Source organism: Pseudomonas sp. GW821-FHT02B10 (genome assembly GCF_059421865.1).
Window position 1 is genome coordinate 19,149 of the sequence record NZ_JBWKVU010000009.1, and the last position, 19,738, is coordinate 38,886.

The following is a 19,738-nucleotide window of genomic DNA, read 5'->3' on the forward strand; positions in this document are numbered from 1 at the left end:
TCCTGAACTGAACTCAAGTTTGGATGAAGAGGTTGACCGGGAAATCCCGCAATGCGCTGCTGATCATCAGATCCTTGTGGGGTGTGACTGCCCCCGTGGAAAAAAGTCCCTTCAGGTGTTGTCCTGGCGCGGCGAATGGCAGATGCACACGCGTATCGCCCCAATCCGGCGCGTCGACCCGCGGTTGCGCGCCGCTTTCCAGCAGCCCGGCGACCAGCCTGGGCACGATCACCACGGCGCGCTGGCCCTGGTGTTCGCGCATGAAGGCCAGCACCTTGCCAGCGTGTCGCCCCTGTACCGGCAGCGGCTGGTAAGTGCCCCGGCGAAACAACTGCGGGTACTCGCCCCGGCGCGCCAGCGTGGCGGCGATCAGGGCCTGCTTGATGCGCCCGTCACGCCAGTGGGCCAACAGTTCCATGGTTTCGCCGCAAGGGTCCAGAGCCTGCTGTCGGGCGGCGAAATCCACCGGGCGACGGTTGTCCGGGTCCACCAGGCTGAAGTCCCAGAACTCGTTGCCCTGATACAGGTCCGGCACGCCGGGCACGGTCATGCGCAGCAAGGATTGAGCCAGGCCGTTGAGGGCACCAGCGGGCGCGATGACCTGGACGGCTGTGCCGATGGCGCTGCGCAACGGCAGGCCCTCGGGGCTGAGCAACAGGCGTTCGATGAAGTGGTGCACGGCACTTTCATAGGCCTCGTTGGCCGCCGCCCAACTGCTGTGCAGCTTGGCTTCGCGCAGGGCTTTTTCCTGCCATTGCCAGAGGCGCTGGGCATAGCCGCGCAGGCCCTGGCGGTCGTCGCTGTGCAGTTCCAGCGGCCAGCTGCCGAGCAGGGCCTGATAGAGGATCAGCTCGTCACCGGCGCCGGGCGCCTGGGGATCGCTGCGCAGGGCCTGGGCCAGGCTGCGCCAGTGTTCCACCTGTTCGACGTACCAGGGGCCGAGTTCGCTGAGCACCGCCAGGCGCGCGCGGGCATCTTCGCCACGCTTGTGGTCGTGGGTGGCGCTGGCCAGCAGGTTGTCGGGGAAAGCCTCCAGGCGCTCGCGGCAGGCGGCGTGGAAGTCTTCCACCGGGGCGCAGAACTGCTCGGTGGAAAAGCCGACGTCGTTGCGTGACAGCAGCACCGCCGAGCGATAGAGCGCGGTGTCTTCCACCGCCTTGGCCGCCGCCGGCGAGGTCAGTTGCTGGAAGCGCACGCAGGCATGCTTGAGCACCTTGCGCGGGCGCCCCGGTGGCAGCTGGCGCCAGCCGCGGCCGCCAAGCCACTGTTGCAGGTAGGCCAGCACCGGCCAGTCGGCTTCGCCCAGGGTGTCGCGGGCGCCTTGCAGGGCCTGCTGGAAAAACACCTCATCTGTCGCCGAGCGCCCGCAGGCACCGATGTAGGTGCGGTACACCGGGAAGTGCACGATCAGTTCCTGCAAGGCACGGCGAATGGCGCCGAGGGTCAAGTCGCGGCTCATTACGTCGTTGCGCGCCACTTGCAGCAGGGCCTGGGCCACGCTTTCGAAATCGCTGGCCAGCGAGCCGTTGAGCAATTGCTGGCGCGCCAGTCGGGCCTCTTCGAGAAACGCCGCCGGCCGTTCGCTGTGCCGGCTCCAGAGTTCGGCCAGGGGGGCGGCGCCTTGCGGGTCGTGTTGCAGCAGCGACAGCTGGTTCATGAACTCATAGCCGGTGCTGCCGTCCACGCCCCAGTCGCGGCGCAGGGTTTCGCCAGCGCCGAGGATCTTCTCGACATAGATCGGCAAGTGCTGGCCGGGACGCAGGGCGTCGACCCGGCGCCGCAGTTTGCGGCAGTAGCCGCGGGGATCGGCCAGGCCGTCGATATGGTCGATGCGCAGCCCGTCCACCAGGCCGGCGGCGATCAACTGGAAGATTTTGCCGTGGGTGGCCTCGAACACCGCCGGGCGCTCGACCCGCAGCCCGCCCAGCTCGTTGACGTCGAAGAAGCGCCGCCAGTTGATGTCATCCGCCGCGGTTCGCCAGCTGGCCAGGCGGTAGCTCTGCTGCTCCAGCAGGGCGTGCAGGCGGGCGAAACCCTGCGGCTGGCGCGAATCGTAGCGCGCCAGGTGCTGCTCGATGGCTGCGCGGACCAGCGGTTCACGGGCGGCGTCCTGCAGCTGCTGTTGCAGAGGCTCGGCCTGGGTGTGGGCGTCGGACTGGTAGCGCAGGGTGCTGAAGGCATCGGCCAATGGCTTGAGACGTTCGGCCGGCGCGGCGTCGGTCTCGCCCTGGAGCCGCAGCAGCTCGCCATAGTCGCTGGGGCAGATCGGAAAATGATGCTGGTAATGCTTGACATGAAACTCGCCCCGTTCGGCATCGAAGCACAGCCTCAGCGCGCCTTTCTGCAGGGCCACGCCGTAGTCGCTGCCGAGGAACGGCAGCAGCAACTGGCCTTCCAGCAAGGGGTCGGGGGAGTGCCACTGGATATCGAAGAATTCGCCGTAGGGGCTCAGGCGGCCCCAGCGCAGCAGATCCTGCCACCAGGGATTGTCCGCGCCGCCGACCGCCATGTGGTTGGAGACGATATCCAGCAGCAGGCCCATGTCGTGCTGGCGCAGGCTGCGGACCAGGCGCTCCAGGGCGGCCTCGCCACCCAGCTCGGGATTGACCCGGGTCGGGTCGACCACGTCGTAGCCATGCATCGAGCCGGCGCGGGCGCACAGCAGCGGCGACGCGTACAGGTGGCTGATGCCCAGGCGGGCGAAGTAGGGCACCAGCGGCACCGCGTCGTCGAGAGTGAAGCCGCGATGAAACTGCAGGCGCAGGGTGGCCCGCATGGGCGGGCTGTGGTGCGTGGAATCCTTCATCGGTCGCGCTCGTGGGCCTGTTGCCGGGCGCAGGCCAGCAGCTCCAGGCGACGCGCGGCGTCCGGGTCGTCGAGCAAGGCCGCGCTGCTGCCGGCCAGGCGCCGACGCCAGTTGGGATGGCTGTCGAGGGTGCCGGGCAGGTTGGCCTGTTCGTCGATGCCCAGGGCGTCCTCCAGGGGCAGCAGCACCAGCGGTGCGCGGGTATGGCCGAGGAAGCGCACGCTGGCGTCCACCACCTGGTCGGCTTCGTGGGTGTCTTCACGAAAATTCTGCGGGTCGCGACTCAGGGCGTGGCGCAGGCCCTCGCGTTCGCGCTGGCGATGTTCGCGCCAATGGGTTTCGCCGCTTGCGTCCACCAGGCCCAGGCGCGCGCTCCAGTCGATGTCGCGGCCCTGCCACCAGCCGTTGAGGGTCGGCAGGTCGTGGGTGCTGGTGGTGGCCAGGGCGTTGTCCGGCCAGTCGAGGATCGGCCGGAAATGCGTGCCGTGCTCCTGCTCGAACAGCAACACGCGCATGCCGAGCATGGCCCGCGCGCTGAGTTTTTCCCGCAGGCCGTCGGGCACCGTGCCGAGGTCCTCGCCGAGGACGATCGCCTGGTGCCGGTGCGATTCCAGGGTCAGCAGGCGCAGCAGGTCGTCCACCGGGTAATACAGGTAGGCGCCGTCGCAGGGCGGGGCGCCGAGGGGGATCACCCACAGCCGCTGCAAACCCATCACATGGTCGATGCGCAGGCCGCCGGCATGGGCGAAGTTGGCCCGGAGCATTTCGATGAAAGCGTGGAAGCCATTGCGCACCAGGCCCTCCGGGGAAAAGGCGGAAATGCCCCAGCCCTGGCCCTGGCGATTGAGAATGTCCGGCGGCGCGCCGACGGTCAGCGCCGCCAGCAGTTCGTCCTGGCGGCTCCAGGCCTGGCTGCCGCCGCCGTCGGCGCCCACCGCCAGGTCGGCGATCAGGCCGATGCCCATGCCGCTGCTGCGGGCGGTGGCCTGCACCCGCTCCAGGCAACGGGCGATCAGCCATTGGCAGAAGGCATAAAAGCCGATATCGGCGGCGTGCTCCTCGGCGAACTGCGCCAGCGCCGGGCTGCGTGGGGTGCGCCAGGCGTCGGGCCATTCGCGCCAGTCGAGGCTTTCGCCGCGGGCCGCGCGCTGGGCCTGGATGGCTTCGAAGCGGCAGTGGTTTTCCAGGGCCTCGCCGCTGGCATGGCGGAAGCTGGCGAAGTCCTGGTGCAGCGGATGCTCGCCCTGGCAGAAGCCGTCATAAAGCGCGCGCAGGACTTTCTGCCGGGCCTGGGCCGCCACCGGCCAGTCGACCATCGGCTGTTGTTCCAGCTGTTGCAGTTGCGGCCCGAGGCCGCTGGCATCGATCGCGCTGCGCCAGGCCCGCTCGCCGAGAATGGTCCCGGGCGCGGCGTACAGGTTGTTGAGAAACAACCGGCTGGACGGCGAATAGGGGCTGTAGCGGCCGGTGTCGCTGCTGAACATGGCATGCAGCGGGCTGATGGCCACGGCCTCGGCGCCCCGTTCGCCGGCGACCCGGACCAGGTCTTCGAGCGCTTGGGTATCACCATAACCGCCGTCGCCTGCGCGGCGCAGCGAATACAGCTGCACGCTCAGGCCCCAGGCACGGGGCGTGGCCTGGTCCACGGCGTCGGCGACGCTGTAGCAGCGCTCGGGCGCCACAGCCAGGGTGAAGTGCTGGCCGGCGATGCTCACCTCCTGGTAACCCACCGGGACCAGGCCCGGCAGCATGGAGTTGGCGTCCAGCTTGAGGTTGAGCACGCCGCCGTCTTCGAGGTGGATTTCGCAGGGCGTATCCGGGGCGAAGTAATGCCCCAGGTCCAGGCCCTGGCCGGCGTCGGCGGTCAGCAGCGGCGGCAGTTGCCGGCTCTGCTGCACCTGTAGCAGCTGGCGCAGGCTGGCTTCGATCTGCCGGTCGTTGTCGGCCGGATGGCCGAGGCTGGCCAGCACGGCTCGCAGCACCCGTGGCTCGACCCGTTGCGGGCGGCCGTTGGCGTCGATCCAGTCGACGGCCAGGCCGGCCCGGCTGGCGAGGATTTCCAGTTGCGCGTCGCTCATGGGTGTTCTCCGTCAAGGTCTGGCGTGGGGGCGACTGCGCCGAGGCTGACCAGCGCGCTATAGGGGGCGAGAGTGCCTTGGCGCAACCGCTCGAACGCCTGGTCCGGGTATTCGAACAGGCGCTGCGCCGCGCTTGGCGGCTGTTGCGCGACGTTGTGCGGGCTCAGGTTGAGGTCGATGCGCAGTTCCTGGCCATTGCCCAGGCGCCAGCGGGCACAGAGCGCACCTTCGGCCAGCACCTCGGCGCCCAGGGCTTCGGCGCCGGGCAGGTAGGGCACGATGTGCTCGCGGCGCAGTTGCAACAGCTGGCGATACAGCGCCAGGGTCTGCTCGCCCTGGGCCGGGTCCGCCTGCGGCCTCGACGCGAGGAAGGTGTCCGGCGCGTTCGGGTCGGGAATCTGCTCGCGTTTATGCGGATCGGCGAAGGCGCTGAAGGCGGCGAATTCCTCGCGCCGGCCTTCGCGCACCGCGTCCGCCAGTTCGCCGTGGTGGCTGGTGAAAAACAGGAAGGGCTGCGGCGCCGCCAGTTCGTCGCCCATGAACAGCAGCGGGATCATCGGCGACAGCAGCAACAGCACCGTGGCCGCCTGCAATGCCTGTGGCTCGGCCAGGCGCACCAGGCGTTCGCCGAAGGCGCGGTTGCCGATCTGGTCGTGGTTCTGCAAAAACAGCACGAAGGCGCTGGGCGGCAAATGGCTGCTGGGTTCGCCGCGAGGGGTGCCGTGGCGGGTGACGTGGCCCTGATAGGCGAAGCCCTGGCTCAGGCAGCGCGCCAGTTTCTCGGTGGGGCGTTCGGCGAAGTCGGCGTAGTAGGCGTCGGTCTCCCCGGTGAGCAGCACATGCAGGGCGTTGTGGCCGTCGTCGTTCCACTGCGCGTCGAAGTGCTGCTCCAGCAGGCTGGCCTGGTTGTACTCGTTTTCCACGGTCAGCCAGACCTGCCGCGCCGGGTCGATCCGGCGGCGCACCCGCTGCGCCAGTTCATGCAGGAAGCCCGGGTCGTCGATCGCATGCACGGCGTCCAGGCGCAGGCCGTCGAAGCGGTACTCCAGCAGCCACATCAGGGCATTGTCGATAAAGAAGTCGCGCACGGGCTGGCGGCGGAAGTCGATGGCCGCGCCCCAGGGCGTGTGCCGGTCTTCCCTGAAGAAGGCCTTGGCGTAGTGGTGCAGGTAATTGCCGTCGGGGCCGAAGTGGTTGTAGACCACGTCGAGTATCACCGCCATGCCCAGGCCGTGGGCGCTGTCGATGAGGTGCCTGAGGTCGTCGGGCGAACCGTAGGAGGCTTCCGGCGCATAAGGCAGGACGCCGTCGTAGCCCCAATTGCGATCGCCGGGAAACTCCGCCAGGGGCATCAGCTCGATGGCGGTGATGCCCAGCTCGGCCAGGCGTGGCAGGTGTTTTTCCACTGCGCGGTAACCGCCGAGCACGCCCACATGCAGCTCGTAGATCACCGCTTCGTGCCACGGCCGGCCTTGCCAGTGCGGGTGCCGCCAGCGATAGGCCCGGGGATCGACCACCAGGCTGGGGCCGTCGATGTCGCCGTCCTGGGCCCGGGACGCCGGGTCGGGCACGCGCAGGTCATCGTTGATCTTAAAGCGGTAGCGGGTGCCGGGCGGGCACTGGCCGATGACCATGAACCAGCCGTTGGCCTGGGGCTGCATGGGCAGCGACACGCCGTCTTCGAGTTCGACGCTGACGTGCTGTGCGTCCGGCGCCCAGAGGGCAAAGCGGGTGCGCTCGGTATCGAGCGCAGTAGCGCCGTGGGGCCAGGTTTCCAGAGTCCTTGACGGCATCCAGGTGCCCTCTCAGGGTTTGGCCGATTTTCCCAAGGCCTTGGCCACCAGCTGTTCATAGAGTTCGGCGTAGGGTTCCACCGCCTTGCACCAGTTGAAGGGTGCGGCCATGGCCCGGCAGCGCATGGCGTTGAGCAACTGCGGATAGGCGAACACCTTGAAGGCGCGGCCCAGGGCCTCTTCGTAGCTGGCCACGGTGGATTCGTCGAACAGAAAACCGGTGACGCCGTTCTCGATGGTGTCGGCCAGGCCGCCGGTATTGCGCGCCACCGGCAGCGAACCGAAGCGCTGGGCGTACATCTGGCTCAGGCCGCAGGGCTCGTAGCGCGAAGGCATCAGCAGGAAGTCGCTGCCGGCGAACATGCGGCGGGCGTCGGTTTCGTTGAAACCGATGTTCACCCCGATGCGCCCGGGGAAACGCGCGGCCAGAGCGCGCATGGCCTGTTCTTCCTCCGGCTCGCCGCGGCCGATGATGGCGATCTGACCGCCGGACTTGACGATGTACTCGGCCACCCCTTCAGTAAGGTCCAGGCCTTTCTGGTAGACCAGCCGCGAGACCACCGCGAACAGCGGGCCGCTGCTGGGGTCGAGGCCGAACATCCGCCGCACATGGGCGGCATTGGCGGCCTTGCCTTGCCAGTCGCCAATGGCGAAGGGGGTGGACAGGTGCGGGTCGGTGGCGGCGTCCCAGCTTTCGTCGATGCCGTTGGGGATGCCGCTGAGCAGGCCTTGCTGGGTCTTGCTGGCGAGGAAACCGTCAAGCCCGCAGCCGAAGGCCGGGGTGGTGATTTCCTGGGCATAGGTGGCGCTGACGGTGGTGATGTGGCTGGCGTAGGCCATGCCCGCCTTGAGGAACGACAGCTTGCCGTAGAACTCCATGCCTTCCTGTTGCAGGGCATGTTCGGGGATGCCCAGCTCCGGGCAGGAAGCCAGGCTGACCACGCCCTGGTACGCCAGGTTATGGATGGTGAACAGGGTCGGCGTGCGTTGCCCGCGCCAGTGCATATAGGCCGGCGCCAGCCCGGCGGGCCAGTCATGGGCGTGCACCAGGTCCGGGCACCAGTGGATCTGTGCCAGGTTGGCGGCGATGTCGGCGGCGGCCAGGCCCAGGCGGGCGAAGCGGATATGGTTGTCCGGCCAATCGCGGCCGTTGTTGGCGCCGTAGGGCGAGCCTTCACGCTCATAGAGTTCGGGGCAGATCAGCACATAGATCACCAGGCCGTCGGGCATGTCCATGCGCCCGATCTTGCAGGCCGGCAGGGCCGCGTGGCCGCCCAACTCGCCAATGATATGAATCGGGTTTTCGCTGTGCATCACCTGCCGGTAGCCGGGGATCAGCAGGCGTACATCGTGCAGGTGCGCCATGGCGCGGGGCAGGGCGGCCGACACGTCGCCCAGGCCGCCGGTCTTGACCAGGTCGGCGATTTCCGAAGTGACGAACAGGACCTTCTTGCGATTGGGGTTGTGGCGGATCAAGGGCAGTGACGTCTTGCCACCTGGGGCGAGAATCGATGTGGAGACCGTTTCACCGGCCAGCGGCAGAGGATGCTTTCCCTGGGTTTGCAATACGGCACTGGTCATCTGTTTCTCCCGTTTTATTGATCTGTTCCTGGCATCTGCCGGCGGTGTCAAAAGGCCAATCCGCTGGCCGGGCACAAAAAACGTTGCGCATGCGAAAGCCGAACGCAGCCTCATGCGTCGACGCAAAGAGGGTGAAGGGGCCATTGCAAGGATTGCACCAGTCGCGAAGGCCCTACCTTTAACCTGACCCAAGGCGTGAGCCAAAAGTTTCGACTTTATTTCCCTGGGAGTGACTGTCCGGTCACTTTTCGAATTCCAGTCTAGGACAGAAGTTAGAGCGCGGGCGTGACGATTAGGTTTTCTCGGGACGAAGGTTGCGCTGCCCCGGAATAAAGCCGACGAAAGGCAGTCTCGCGCACCGGCCGGGGGCGAGGCTTTTTCGCCTTGGCGCGAAAACGGTGAGGGGCTGCAAGCGAGCGGTGCGGGGCGAAGGTGCCGACGCTCGATGATGGTGCAGGGCAGTGCTGGCGCAATGCCCTGGCGTGGTTCAGCCTAACTGGCGGATCGGCTGGCCGGCGACCCAGGCCTGGATGTCTTCGATCATCTGGGCGAAGAACTGCCGGTAGTTCTGTTGGCTGACATAACCGACATGGGGCGTGGCCAGCACGTTGGGCAGGCGGCGCAACGGATGATCGAGGGGCAGCGGCTCCTGCTCGAACACATCCAGCGCCGCGCCGGCCAGGCGCCCGCGTTCGAGGGCGCTGATCAGCGCCGCTTCATCGACGATCGGCCCGCGGGCGGTGTTGACCAGCAGCGCCGAGGGCTTCATCCAGGCCAGCGCCTGGGCGTCCACCAGGCCGCGGCTGCGTTCGCTGAGCACCAGATGCACCGAGAGCACGTCGGCCTGTTCGAACAGCTGCTGCTTGTTCACGTAGGTCACGCCGGCCGCCGCGGCCCGTTCGGCGGTGAGGTTCTCGCTCCAGGCGATCACTCGCATGCCGAACACCTGGCCGAACTGCGCCACCCGCTGGCCGATGCTGCCCAGGCCGAGAATGCCCAGGGTCTTGCCGTGCAGGTCGCCGCCCAGCCCCTGTTGCCAGAGGCCGGCGCGCAGCGCGCTGGCTTCGCTGAGCAGGTTGCGGGTCTGGGCCATGATCAGCGCCCAGGTCAGCTCCGGCGCCGCGTGCTTGTAACTGTCGGTGCCGCACACCTGGATGCCCAGGCTGGCCGCGGCGGCCAGGTCGATGGCGGCGTTGCGCATGCCACCGGTGAGCAGCAGCTTGAGCCGCGGCAGGCTGCGCAGCAGGGCCGCGTCGAAACGGCTGCGCTCGCGCATGACGCAGATCACCTCGAACGGCGCCAGGCGCTCGCTCATGGCGGCGGTGTCGCTGGGGTAGTCATGGATAAAACTGACCTGGCCGATGCCCGCCAGCACCGACCAGTCCACGACGTCACGGGCAACGTCCTGCCAATCATCGATTACCGCGATCTGCACACTCATGAAGGCTCCGGGGAAAACGCATCAATGTGACGCCAGCCAGCCCAGCAGGGCCTGGTGGAATTGCGCCGGTTGTTCCATCTGCGGGGCGTGGCCCAGGCCCGGGAACTCGATCAGGGTCGAGTGCGGGATGAGCCCGGCCACCTGCTTGCCCAGCACCTGGTAGTTGCCGATCCGCGCCTTGACCGCCGGCGGCGCGATGTCGCTGCCGATCGCCGTGGTGTCGGAGGTGCCGATCAACAGCAGGGTCGGCATCTTCAGGTCCTTGAACTCGTAGTACACCGGCTGGGTGAAGATCATGTCGTAAATCAGCGCCGAGTTCCACGCCACCCGTGTGTGCCCAGGGCCCTTGTTGAGGCCGGCGAGCATGTCCACCCAGCGCTCGAATTCCGGCTGCCAGCGGCCGCCGTAATAAGTGCTGCGCTCATAGTTGCGGATGCCTTCGGCCGACAGCTTGAGCTCGCGGGCGTACCACTGGTCGACGCTGCGGTAGGGCACGCCGAGGGCCTTCCAGTCTTCCAGGCCGATCGGGTTGACCAGCGCCAGTTGCTGCACCTGCTCGGGGTATTGCAGGGCATAACGGGTGGCCAGCATGCCGCCGGTGGAATGGCCCAGCAGGCTGACCTGCCGGACGCCCAGCCGGTCCAGCAGTTGCCGGGTGTTCTGCGCCAGCTGCTGGAAGCTGTATTGATAGTGCTCGGGCTTGCTGGAGGTGCAGAAGCCGATCTGGTCTGGGGCTATGACCCGGTAGCCGGCGTCGCTCAAGGCCTTGATCGAGGTGTCCCAGGTCGCGCCGCAGAAATTCTTGCCGTGCATCAGCAGCACGCTGCGACCGTTGGGCGTGCCCTTGGCCGGCACATCCATATACCCCATCTGCAAGGCCTGGCCCTGGGACTCGAAGGCAAAGTGCTGCAGCGGGTAGGGATAGTCGAAGCCTTGCAACTCGGGACCGTAGGCCGGGCCTTCGGCGGCAAGGGCGGGCAGGGCAGCGGTCAGCAACAGGCCGGGTAACCAGCGGGCGAGGCTCCAGCGGGTGGGGCTTAGGGACATACATGACCTCTGAGAGCAATGGGGCGATCCTGGCGTGGCGTGATTAGCGCGACATTAATAAGCAGAGGCCATCGCCAGGGCGAAACGTTCCCTTCGTGGTCATGCTTATGAGCCTGGAGGCGTGCCCCGTCAGCTCAGCCCACCCAGCCGAGGGTCATCCAGGCCAGCACGCCATACCGCGCGCCCTTGGCCAGGGTGACGATCAGCAGGAAGCGTTTCAGCGGTTCGCCCATGATTCCGGCCACCAGGGTCAGCGGGTCGCCGATGATCGGCAGCCAGCTCAGCAGCAGGGACCAGTGTCCGTAGCGCTGGTAATGGCTGCGGGCCCGTTGCAGATGGCGTGGGCCGACGGGGAACCAGCGGCGGTCCTTGTAGTGTTCCAGGCGCTGGCCCAGCCACCAGTTCACCAGGGAACCCAGGACATTGCCGAGGGTGGCGACGGCCAGCAGCAGCCAGACCGGGTGCTGGCCGTTGAGCAGCAGGCCCACCAGCACGGCCTCGGATTGCAGCGGCAGCAGGGTGGCGGCGCCGAAGGCCGCCAGGAACAGACCGAGGCAGGCGGTGAGGATCAATGGGCCGGGTAGTCCGCGACCACCACGTCCTTGCCGTCCCTGGTCAGGCCGATGACCTGGTAGGCGTCGGCGGGCATGCCGTCCATTTCCATGCCGGGCGAGCCCATGGGCATGCCGGGAGCGGCGACGCCGAGCAGGTCATCGCGCTTGCTCAGGGCCAGCACCTGGTCCGCCGGTACATGGCCTTCGACGAATTTGCCGTTGATCACCGCGGTGTGGCACGACGCCAGGCGCGGGGCCACGCCCAGGCGCTGCTTGACTTCGCTCATGTTGCTTTCGACGTGGTCGTTGACCTTGAAGCCGTTGGCTTGCAGGTGCTCGATCCATTTCTTGCAGCAGCCGCAATTGGCGTCGCGGTGCACATCGATCGGGATCAGGTCGGCGGCCTGGGCCAGGGAGCCGACGAGCAGGGCAGACAGGGCTGCCAGGCGCAGAGTGTTGTTCATAGGAAGTCTCTTGATCATCAGGGCGCCTTGGGGCGCGGTGTTGGGCCGACAGGGTGGCGTATTTTGCTACTTTTCTCGAGCGCGGCGCTTGTGTTTCAACGTTATACCGAGCGCTGGCCGTTCAGGTTGTCTGGTACTGCGCGTTGTCGTTCATCGCGGGCAAGCCTCGCTCCTACAGAAGCGTGCCCGCGATAGGCGTTCATTCGGGAGCCGGGCTCAGGATACCGAGCATGGCCACCAGGCCTAGGATCAACAGGGCCGCCGCCAGTTCCAGGACCATGCTGCGACGCAAGGCGGGCAGGGCTGCCTGGGGCGAGGCCTGGTGCAGCGCTTGCTCCAGCTGCGGAACCAGATGGAAGCGGTTCAATGCGGCGAACACCAGCATGCTGGCGAACACCGCCACCTTCAGGCTGAGGAGCAGGCCATAGGTGCTGGCGCTCAACGTTGCCAGGTCCGGGCCGACGATCAGCAGGTAGTTGAGCACGCCGCTGATGGTCAGGACGACCACGATCAGCATGCCCAGGCTGGCAAACCCCTTCAGGGCATCGAGCAGGTGGCCTGCCTGCGGTTCGTCTTCGCAGGCGCCACGGCGCAGCAGCAGGGCGAAAGCCGCCAATGCCCCCAACCAGGCGCCGGCGCCCAGTAAATGCAGGATGTCGCTGCCCAGGTGCAGGTAATGCCGGCCACCTTCGCTCATCGCCCCGTGGCCGCCCCAGGCCAGGGTGGCCAGGGCTGCCGCCGTGCACAGAATCAGGCCGTAGAGGGTGAACCTCGGCCAGCCACTGCTGAACAGAAGCAGCCCCCCCGCCAGCAGCAACGCCGCCAGGCGCAGCAGCCAGCTTTGGCCGACAGCGGTTTCCAGCATGAGCGCAGGCAGCAGCGCCGGGTCCAGTTCGGCCAGGCTGGTCGCGCCACTCATCGACAGCGCCAGCTGCAGCAGCGCGGCGCCCGACAGCAGCGCGCCCAGCACCAGGGCGGTCGCCAGGGGCCGGCGAAAACGCCATTGGCTCTGCGCGCCACGCAGCCCGTAAAGGCTGAACAGCGCCAGGCCGAACAGCAGCGTCAGATCGAGGTACAGGGCAAAACGCAGGGCGAGGTTGATGAGTTCGCCCATGGCTCAGTTGACTTCGAAGGTCAGGTTGCCGGTGATCGGATGGGTGTCGGCGGACACCGCCCGCCATTCGACTTTGTAGCTGCCCTTCGCGAGCGGAGTGGCGGGGCTGATGATCATGCTCTTAGGATCGCTGCCGCCGGCCACGCTGGCCTTGACCGGCATCGGTGCGTGGCTCATCCCGGGCATGCCGGTCATCAGCAGCCGAGCCCCGGAGAACTGGGTGGTGAGGGGTTCCGAAAATTGCAGTTCGATCTTCGCCGGTGCCGCGCCCTTGGCGCCTTGGGCCGGGCTCGAGGCCAGCAGCTTGGGGTGCGCCTGGGCGACGCCGGTGAGTAACAGGCCGGCACCGAAAGTGGCGGCGATGACGAGATGCTTGAGGTGGGACATGCAAGGCTCCAGGCGGCATTGGCCGCGTGATGTTTTTAGTTATCTATTGAAGGGAAGTCAGAACCACAGGCGCACACCGAGCACCAGGCGGGCTTCGCTGTTGTCTTCGCCTTCTTCACGGGCGTAGTCCGCGGTCTTGCCGTAGCTGCGGCTCCAGGTCACGCCGATGTAGGGCGCGAACTGACGGTGCAGCTCGTAGCGCAGGCGCAGGCCGGCCTCCAGCGAGGAAAGTCCCGAGCCAATGCCCCGTTGCGGGTCATTCTTGCCGTACAGGCTGACCTCTGCGTTGGGCTGCAGGATCAGGCGGTTGGTCAGCAGGATGTCGTATTCGGCCTGGAGTCCCAGGGCACTCTGGCCGCCTTCGCCGAGGTAGGCGGTGGCCTGGCTTTCGAAGTTGTACAGGGCCATGCCTTGCAGTCCGAGGGCGGCCCAGGTCTGCGGCGCGCCGGGCTTGAAGTCCTGGCGCACGCCGCTGACCACATCCCACCAGGGGCCGATGGCATGGCCCCAGAGCGCCTCGACCTGGGCGTTTTCGGTCCGGCCGTTAGTGCGCTCGCCCTCGCTGCGCAGCCACAGCCGGTCGATGTCGCCGCCGATCCAGCCGTTCATTTCCCAGGCCAGGGCACTGCCGTCATCGGCGTCCTGGTATTCCAGGCGGTCGACCAGCCACAGCGAGTTGATCGCCTTGTCGTGCACGCCGTGGCCGGACACCGGCGGGAAGGCGGCGCGGCGGTCGGCGTCGGTGAGTACCGGGATCGGCGTGCGACTTTGGGTGGGCGCCGCAGGTTCCATAGTCTGCAGCGGTTCGCCGTCCATCCCGGTCATCTGGCTGTGGTCCATGCCCGGCATCGGGTTGCCTTGCATGGAGGAGGCCGGCATGGACGAATGATCCATGCTGGAGTGATCCATGCTTTCGGCGGCCTGCAAGGTGGCGGCGCCGAGGCCGAGCAGGGTGGCGAACAGGGTCAAGGCGTTTTTCGGCATCATGCGGCGCTCCCGGCTTCGTCCACGCGTACTTCGCGAAACATGCCCATCTCCATGTGGAACAGCAGGTGGCAGTGATAGGCCCAGCGCCCCAGGGCATCGGCGGTCACCCGGTAGCTGCGCTTGCTGCCCGGCGGCATGTCGATCGTGTGTTTGCGCACCAGGAAGCGCCCCTGTTCGTCTTCCAGGTCGCTCCACATGCCGTGCAGGTGGATGGGGTGGGTCATCATGGTGTCGTTGACCAGGATGATGCGTACCCGCTCGCCATAGGTCAGGCGCAGGGGCTCGGCGTCGCTGAACTTGATGCCGTCGAACGACCAGGCGAATTTTTCCATGTGCCCGGTCAGGTGCAGCTCAATGGTGCGGCTCGGTTCGCGCCCGTCGGGGTCTTCGAAGGTGCTGCGCAGGTCGGCGTAGGTCAGTACCCGACGGCCGTTGTCGCGCAGGCCGATACCCGGGTCGGCGAGCTTCGGCGTCGGGCTCATGGTCTGCATGTCCACCAGCGGGTTGTCGTCCTCCGAGGCCGGGTGGCTTTGCATGGCGCCGCCCATGGTGCCGTGGTCCATGCCCGACATGCCGGCCATGCCGCTGTGGTCCATGCCGGCCATGTTGCTGGAATCCATCCCCTGCATCTGGCTGTGGTCCATGCCCTGCATCTGGCCATGATCCATGCCGGGCATGTCGCCCATGCCAGCCATGCTGCCGTGATCCATGCCCATGTCGGCCATGCTGATCAGTGGCCGCGGGTCCAGGGGCGGCACGGGCGCGCTCAGCCCCGGACGCTGGCTCAGGGTGCCGCGGGCATAGCCACTGCGGTCCATGGCCTGGGCGAACAGGGTGTAGGCCTCCTGCGAACCGGGCTCGACCAGCACGTCGTAGGTCTCCGCCACGGCGATGCGCAGTTCATCGACGCTGACCGGCTGCACATACTGGCCGTCGGCGGCGACCACGGTCATCTTCAGGCCGGGAATACGCAGGTCGAAGTAGCTCATGGCCGAGCCGTTGATCAGGCGCAGGCGCAGCTTCTCGCCGGGCTTGAACAGCCCGGTCCAGTTGCCGCCCGGGCTCTGGCCGTTGATCAGGTAGGTGTAGGTATGACCGCTGACGTCCGCCAGGTCGGTGGGGGTCATTTTCATCTGCGCCCACATCTTGCGATCGGCGAGGGTGGCCGCCCAGCCGTCGCGGCTGACGTCCTCGATAAAGTCGCCGACCGTGCGCTTGTGGAAGTTGTAGTAGCCGGGCTGCTTTTTCAGGATGTGCATCAGGCGCTCGGGCGCCTCGTCGCTCCAGTCGCTGAGCATCACCACGTAGTCGCGGTCGTACTGGAAGGGTTCCGGATCGCGGGCCTCGATCACCAGTGGCCCGTAGACCCCGGCCTGCTCCTGCAACCCCGAGTGGCTGTGGTACCAGTAGGTGCCGTTCTGCCGGACCTTGAAGCGGTATTCGTAGAGGCCGCCCGGGGCGATGCCGTGAAAGCTCAGGCCCGGCACGCCGTCCATGTTGGCCGGCAGGATCAGGCCGTGCCAGTGGATCGAGGTGTCCTCCTTGAGGCGGTTGCGCACCCGGATGGTCACGGTGTCGCCCTCGCGCCAGCGCAGCAGCGGGCCGGGCAGGCCGCCGTTGATGGTCATCGCGGTGCGCGACGTGCCGCTGTAGTTGACCTGGGATTCACCGATGAACAGGTCGAACTGCTGGCCGCTGAGGGCGGGCAGCTGGCCGTCTTCGCTGCGCGCCCAGAGCGGCTGTTGCCACAGCCCGGTGCCGGCCAGTACGCCGCCGGCGGCCAGGCCCTTGATAAAACTGCGTCGTGTGGGTTTCACATGCATGCCCCAAGGCTCCCTCGATCCTACTGTGTCAGGTATGAGGCGACCTTAAGCGGCGCGGCCTGTCAGAAAACTGAGGTGAAGATTACAGATTTGTCAGCCAGCGCGGCGCCACCCGTTGCCGGATCAGTGGGCGATCTGTTCCAGGTTGCGCTTGAGGTTGGCCAGCGCCAGTTGGGACAAGTGCTCGATACGCGGGCGCAGGCTGAGCAGGTTGAGGTCAGAGCAGTAGTGCAGGGTGCGCTTGAACAGGGTTCCGTCCCCGTATTTGCACAACTGGTAGTGGATCGAGCCGTCTGCTGGCGCAGAACTGAAGACGATCTTGAACTCCTTGGGAAACACCGCGACCAGCACCCGGCAGCTCAGGTGGATCTGCAGGCCGAGCAGGTCGATGGTTTTGCTGAAGCGATGCCCTGCTGGCAATGAGCCAGCCAGGCCGGTGTCGGCGCGCAGGGAAGCGGGATGCCACTCATGCCAGCGATCCGGCTGAGTCACGTAGTAGTAGACGGTATCGATCGGCGCGTCGATGTAGAGCTCATGGCTGATGAGCTCGTCCAAAAGGTGCTGCTGACGTTGTTCCATGATGCACCTCCTTGTGTAGGGACCCTGAAATATAGTTGCCCCTGCGCCTGTCACGGGGGTGTGGGACAGACCGTTCGGCGGACTTCGGACAAGCCCGTCCAGGCAACTAGCCAGTCGCTACGCTAGAGGCCGCAAGTTATTGCTTAGTTGTCATGGGTTTGATTGTTAAACAATTGTTTCGGCCAGCAAAAACGGGCCTTCCGGCATTTGTATCGGAAATGTACAGAAATTGTAAAAACCAGAAATATTTGTTGGTGAGGCGCTCTGGCGCGTCGATACTCGCGACCATCGTTTTCCCTCAATCAGGCTTTTCAGACGTTTCTTAGTTGAACTTGCGCGATCCTCTTGTTGGCCGCGCAAGACGTATGTCGAAAGTCCGTACACAGGAGTCTTTTTATGACAATCGGATATGTCGGCGGCTGGACCAGCAAGGCCGGTCTGTTGGTGCAGGACACTGGCAGCCGGGGCAAGCCGGTCAGCCAGAGCACCAAGGTCAAGCAGATGCTCGCCCTGGTCGGCCAGAACCCGCTGGCGCTGAACGTGTTCAAGATGGACGAAATGAAGCTGCACAAGCAGATCAAGGGTTTCGATCCGGAGAATGTCAGCGCCAAGCAACTGGGCAACATGAGCACCTTCCTCAAGCAGAAGGGCCTGATCAGCGACGTGACGGCGATGACCCTGCTCAACGCCGGCGATAAGTTCGACCGCTTCGGTGTGCAGGCCGACCCGGATGCCAAGTTCAATGCCCTGGAGTACTTCGCGATCCAGCTGGACAACATCCAGACCAACAACCTCAAGGGCAACAAGTACGCCAGCTACCTGATCCCCGAGTACAAGAAAGCCATCTACGTGCTGCAGAACCTGCAAAGCTACGGCAAGGGCAACGGCACCACGGTGACCGACAAGAATCGCTCCACCAAGGCGTGAGGCGACAAACAAAGGCCCTCGACCGATAAACCGGTCGAGGGCCTTTTTTGTGGCTGGCTGTTTACCGGTCGAGCAAGGCCATCACCGCTTGCGGGTAACGCTCGCCGGCAGTGGCGTCGGGGGTGAAGATCCGTTCCAGGGCCTGCAGTTCGTCAGCGCCGAGGCGGACCTGCAGCGCGGCGACATTCTCCTCCAGGTATTTGCGTTGCTTGGTGCCCGGAATCGGGATCAGGTAATCGCCCTGCGCCAGCACCCAGGCCAGGGCCAGTTGCCCGGCGGTGATGCCCTTGGCCGCCGCGAGTTGCTTGACCTGTTCCACCAGCAGCAGGTTCCTGGTGAAGTTCTCACCCTGGAAGCGCGGGCTGAAACGCCGGTAGTCGTCGGCGGCGAAATCCTCCGGGCTCTTCAGGGCGCCAGTGAGAAAACCTCGCCCCAGCGGGCTGTAGGGCACAAAGGCGATGCCCAGGCGCTGGCAGGCCGCCAGGCAGCCGTTGTCTTCCTGGTCGCGGCTCCACAACGAATATTCGCTTTGCAGGGCGCTGATCGGATGCACCTTGTGGGCCCGCTCCAGCGTTGCCGCCGAGGCTTCGCTGAGCCCCAGGTAGCGGACCTTGCCGGCCTGCACCAGCTCGGCCATGGCGCCGACGGTTTCCTCGATGGCCACGTCCGGGTCGATGCGGTGCTGGTAATACAGGTCCAGGGTGTCCACGCCCAGGCGTTGCAAGGTGCCGTCGATCGCCTGGCGAATGTACTCGGGGCGGCCGTTCACTCCGCGCGCCGCCGGGTCGTCGGGGTTGCGGACGATGCCGAATTTGCTGGCCAGGAACACTTGGTCGCGTTTGCCGCGGATCGCCTGGCCGATCAGGATTTCGTTGCTGTGGGGGCCGTACATGTCGGCGGTGTCCAGCAGGTTGATCCCCAGTTCCAGGGCACGGTGCAAGGTGGCGGTGGCCTCTTTGGTATCGGTGCCGGTGGTGTAGAAATCGGTCATGCCCATGCAGCCAAGGCCGATGGCTGACACCTGCGGGCCGTTCTTGCCCAGTTGACGGGTTTGCATAGGAGAAGCTCCGGTGGATGGGGTGGCGGCCATTGTTCTCCTCGACAAAAACAAGATAAACCGGCTAAAAGCGCTATCACTATTCGTAATTTCTAAATAATCCGCGACAGGCCAAGCCAATGGACCGTTTTAATGCCATGCGTGTGTTCACCCGCATCGTCGACCTCGGCGGTTTCGCCAAGGCCGCCGACAGCCTGCAGATGCCCCGGGCCTCGGTGACGGTGCTGATCAAACAACTGGAGGCGCATCTGGGCGTGCAGCTGCTGTTGCGCACCACCCGCCAGGTCACGCCGACCCTGGACGGCACCGCCTATTACCAGCGTTGCGTGCGGCTGCTGGCGGACCTTGAGGAAACCGAAGCGGTGTTTTCCGCCGCGCGCCACAACCCGCGCGGCACCTTGCGCATCGACATGCCAGCGGGGATCGGGCGGCTGGTGGTGATCCCGGCGTTGCCGGCGTTCTCCGAGCGCTACCCGCTGGTCGACCTGGAAATCGGCCTCAACGACCGGCCGGTGGACCTGATCCGCGAAGGGGTGGACTGCGTGTTGCGCGGCGGCCTGTGCCTCGACGACTCGCTGGTGGCCCGGCCGTTGCTGGCGCTGGAGCAAGTGACGTGCGCCAGCCCCGCCTACCTGCGCCAGCGCGGTGTGCCGCAGAGCCTGGATGAGCTGGCCGGGCATCAGATGATCGAGTATTTCTCCAGCGTCAGCGGCAAGCGTTATGGCCTGGAGTTCGAGGTGCAGGGCCAGGTGCTGTTGCCGGAGTTGTCCAAGCAGGTATCGGTCAACAGCGCCGATGGCTACCTGGCCGCCTGCGAGGCCGGCTATGGGTTGGTGCAGACGCCTTACTATCACGTCGCCCAGCAGTTGGCCGAAGGTCGCCTGAGCGAAGTGCTCCGGCACATCCCGCCACCCAGGATGCCGTTGAGCGCGCTGTACCCGCCGCACCGGCACCTGTCGACGCGGGTCCGGGTGTTCGTCGACTGGCTGGTGGAGCTGTTCGCCCAACCGGGGATTCACAACACCCGGCTGGCGTAGCTCGACAGTAAAGACAGACGCCCGCGGCGAGGCGGGCGTCGGGCAATTTCGTGGTGGGTTACA

General features: G+C 66.2%; 16 protein-coding genes. 2 read left to right on the forward strand and 14 right to left on the reverse strand.

The annotated features are described in order from the left end of the window. Positions 1 to 13: 13 nt before the first annotated feature. The 13 genes from AC07VU_RS19235 to AC07VU_RS19295 all read right to left on the reverse strand — a co-directional run bounded on the left by AC07VU_RS19235 (position 14) and on the right by AC07VU_RS19295 (position 16,654). Positions 14 to 2,806 carry a malto-oligosyltrehalose synthase gene (locus tag AC07VU_RS19235; protein WP_495030262.1) on the reverse strand — a complete coding sequence of 931 codons (2,793 nt, stop codon included), beginning with the start codon at positions 2,804 to 2,806 and terminating at the stop codon, positions 14 to 16. Further along, entirely contained in the window at positions 2,803 to 4,884 is a 2,082-nt protein-coding gene (malQ, locus tag AC07VU_RS19240; protein ID WP_495030263.1) for a 4-alpha-glucanotransferase, read from the reverse strand. Before malQ ends, AC07VU_RS19235 begins: the two co-directional genes overlap by 4 nt. Further along, positions 4,881 to 6,677, reverse strand: a complete 1,797-nt coding sequence (treZ, locus tag AC07VU_RS19245; protein WP_495030264.1) for a malto-oligosyltrehalose trehalohydrolase — start codon at positions 6,675 to 6,677, stop codon at positions 4,881 to 4,883. Before treZ ends, malQ begins: the two co-directional genes overlap by 4 nt. A 12-nt stretch (positions 6,678 to 6,689) precedes the next feature. After that, positions 6,690 to 8,258, reverse strand: a complete 1,569-nt coding sequence (gene glgA, locus AC07VU_RS19250; protein ID WP_053261026.1) for a glycogen synthase GlgA — start codon at positions 8,256 to 8,258, stop codon at positions 6,690 to 6,692. A 487-nt stretch (positions 8,259 to 8,745) separates the two neighbouring features. Then, a complete protein-coding gene (locus AC07VU_RS19255; protein ID WP_457276342.1) occupies positions 8,746 to 9,699 on the reverse strand; it encodes a D-2-hydroxyacid dehydrogenase family protein in 954 nt (317 codons plus the stop codon). Between the two features lie 21 nt (positions 9,700 to 9,720). Next, positions 9,721 to 10,746, reverse strand: coding sequence for an alpha/beta fold hydrolase (locus tag AC07VU_RS19260; RefSeq protein WP_053261028.1), 1,026 nt, complete (start codon positions 10,744 to 10,746; stop codon positions 9,721 to 9,723). A gap of 134 nt (positions 10,747 to 10,880) precedes the next feature. Then, positions 10,881 to 11,318, reverse strand: a complete 438-nt coding sequence (locus AC07VU_RS19265) for a YqaA family protein (RefSeq protein WP_150050955.1) — start codon at positions 11,316 to 11,318, stop codon at positions 10,881 to 10,883. Further along, positions 11,315 to 11,764 (reverse strand): DUF411 domain-containing protein, encoded by a 450-nt coding sequence (locus AC07VU_RS19270; protein ID WP_053261030.1) that lies wholly within the window; start codon positions 11,762 to 11,764, stop codon positions 11,315 to 11,317. Before AC07VU_RS19270 ends, AC07VU_RS19265 begins: the two co-directional genes overlap by 4 nt. 199 nt (positions 11,765 to 11,963) lie before the next feature. Then, positions 11,964 to 12,878, reverse strand: a complete 915-nt coding sequence (gene copD, locus AC07VU_RS19275; protein WP_274306728.1) for a copper homeostasis membrane protein CopD — start codon at positions 12,876 to 12,878, stop codon at positions 11,964 to 11,966. Between the two features lie 3 nt (positions 12,879 to 12,881). Further along, complete coding sequence (gene copC, locus AC07VU_RS19280) at positions 12,882 to 13,265, reverse strand: copper homeostasis periplasmic binding protein CopC (protein WP_274306729.1); 384 nt, start codon at positions 13,263 to 13,265, stop codon at positions 12,882 to 12,884. A gap of 57 nt (positions 13,266 to 13,322) precedes the next feature. Further along, positions 13,323 to 14,252, reverse strand: a complete 930-nt coding sequence (locus AC07VU_RS19285) for a copper resistance protein B (RefSeq protein WP_457276345.1) — start codon at positions 14,250 to 14,252, stop codon at positions 13,323 to 13,325. After that, complete coding sequence (locus AC07VU_RS19290) at positions 14,249 to 16,075, reverse strand: copper resistance system multicopper oxidase (RefSeq protein ID WP_495030265.1); 1,827 nt, start codon at positions 16,073 to 16,075, stop codon at positions 14,249 to 14,251. The genes AC07VU_RS19285 and AC07VU_RS19290 overlap by 4 nt, the downstream gene beginning before the upstream one ends. A 123-nt stretch (positions 16,076 to 16,198) precedes the next feature. Beyond that, positions 16,199 to 16,654, reverse strand: a complete 456-nt coding sequence (locus tag AC07VU_RS19295) for an SRPBCC family protein (RefSeq protein ID WP_053261035.1) — start codon at positions 16,652 to 16,654, stop codon at positions 16,199 to 16,201. 396 nt (positions 16,655 to 17,050) lie between these two features. Between AC07VU_RS19295 and AC07VU_RS19300 the strand changes: the two genes are divergently transcribed. Further along, positions 17,051 to 17,581 (forward strand): hypothetical protein, encoded by a 531-nt coding sequence (locus tag AC07VU_RS19300; protein WP_274306732.1) that lies wholly within the window; start codon positions 17,051 to 17,053, stop codon positions 17,579 to 17,581. Between the two features lie 61 nt (positions 17,582 to 17,642). Here the strand turns inward: AC07VU_RS19300 and AC07VU_RS19305 are convergent, their stop codons facing one another. Next, positions 17,643 to 18,638 carry an aldo/keto reductase gene (locus tag AC07VU_RS19305; RefSeq protein WP_495030266.1) on the reverse strand — a complete coding sequence of 332 codons (996 nt, stop codon included), beginning with the start codon at positions 18,636 to 18,638 and terminating at the stop codon, positions 17,643 to 17,645. Between the two features lie 119 nt (positions 18,639 to 18,757). On the opposite strand from AC07VU_RS19305, the gene AC07VU_RS19310 reads away from it, so the two are divergent. Beyond that, on the forward strand, positions 18,758 to 19,675 hold the full coding sequence (locus AC07VU_RS19310) for a LysR family transcriptional regulator (protein WP_495030267.1): 918 nt from the start codon (positions 18,758 to 18,760) through the stop codon (positions 19,673 to 19,675). The last annotated feature ends 63 nt before the right edge of the window (positions 19,676 to 19,738 follow it).

Excerpts from the sequence above, each read along its gene's own strand:
- treZ (WP_495030264.1), bottom strand. The coding sequence starts at position 6,677 with ATGCCGTCAAGGACTCTGGAAACCTGGCCCCACGGCGCTACTGCGCTC.
- malQ (WP_495030263.1), bottom strand. The coding sequence starts at position 4,884 with ATGAGCGACGCGCAACTGGAAATCCTCGCCAGCCGGGCCGGCCTGGCC.
- AC07VU_RS19270 (WP_053261030.1), bottom strand. The coding sequence starts at position 11,764 with ATGAACAACACTCTGCGCCTGGCAGCCCTGTCTGCCCTGCTCGTCGGC.
- AC07VU_RS19305 (WP_495030266.1), bottom strand. The coding sequence starts at position 18,638 with ATGCAAACCCGTCAACTGGGCAAGAACGGCCCGCAGGTGTCAGCCATC.
- AC07VU_RS19235 (WP_495030262.1), bottom strand. The coding sequence starts at position 2,806 with ATGAAGGATTCCACGCACCACAGCCCGCCCATGCGGGCCACCCTGCGC.
- AC07VU_RS19255 (WP_457276342.1), bottom strand. The coding sequence starts at position 9,699 with ATGAGTGTGCAGATCGCGGTAATCGATGATTGGCAGGACGTTGCCCGT.
- copC (WP_274306729.1), bottom strand. The coding sequence starts at position 13,265 with ATGTCCCACCTCAAGCATCTCGTCATCGCCGCCACTTTCGGTGCCGGC.
- AC07VU_RS19285 (WP_457276345.1), bottom strand. The coding sequence starts at position 14,252 with ATGATGCCGAAAAACGCCTTGACCCTGTTCGCCACCCTGCTCGGCCTC.
- AC07VU_RS19260 (WP_053261028.1), bottom strand. The coding sequence starts at position 10,746 with ATGTCCCTAAGCCCCACCCGCTGGAGCCTCGCCCGCTGGTTACCCGGC.
- glgA (WP_053261026.1), bottom strand. The coding sequence starts at position 8,258 with ATGACCAGTGCCGTATTGCAAACCCAGGGAAAGCATCCTCTGCCGCTG.
- AC07VU_RS19295 (WP_053261035.1), bottom strand. The coding sequence starts at position 16,654 with ATGGAACAACGTCAGCAGCACCTTTTGGACGAGCTCATCAGCCATGAG.
- copD (WP_274306728.1), bottom strand. The coding sequence starts at position 12,878 with ATGGGCGAACTCATCAACCTCGCCCTGCGTTTTGCCCTGTACCTCGAT.
- AC07VU_RS19290 (WP_495030265.1), bottom strand. The coding sequence starts at position 16,075 with ATGCATGTGAAACCCACACGACGCAGTTTTATCAAGGGCCTGGCCGCC.
- AC07VU_RS19310 (WP_495030267.1), top strand. The coding sequence starts at position 18,758 with ATGGACCGTTTTAATGCCATGCGTGTGTTCACCCGCATCGTCGACCTC.
- AC07VU_RS19300 (WP_274306732.1), top strand. The coding sequence starts at position 17,051 with ATGACAATCGGATATGTCGGCGGCTGGACCAGCAAGGCCGGTCTGTTG.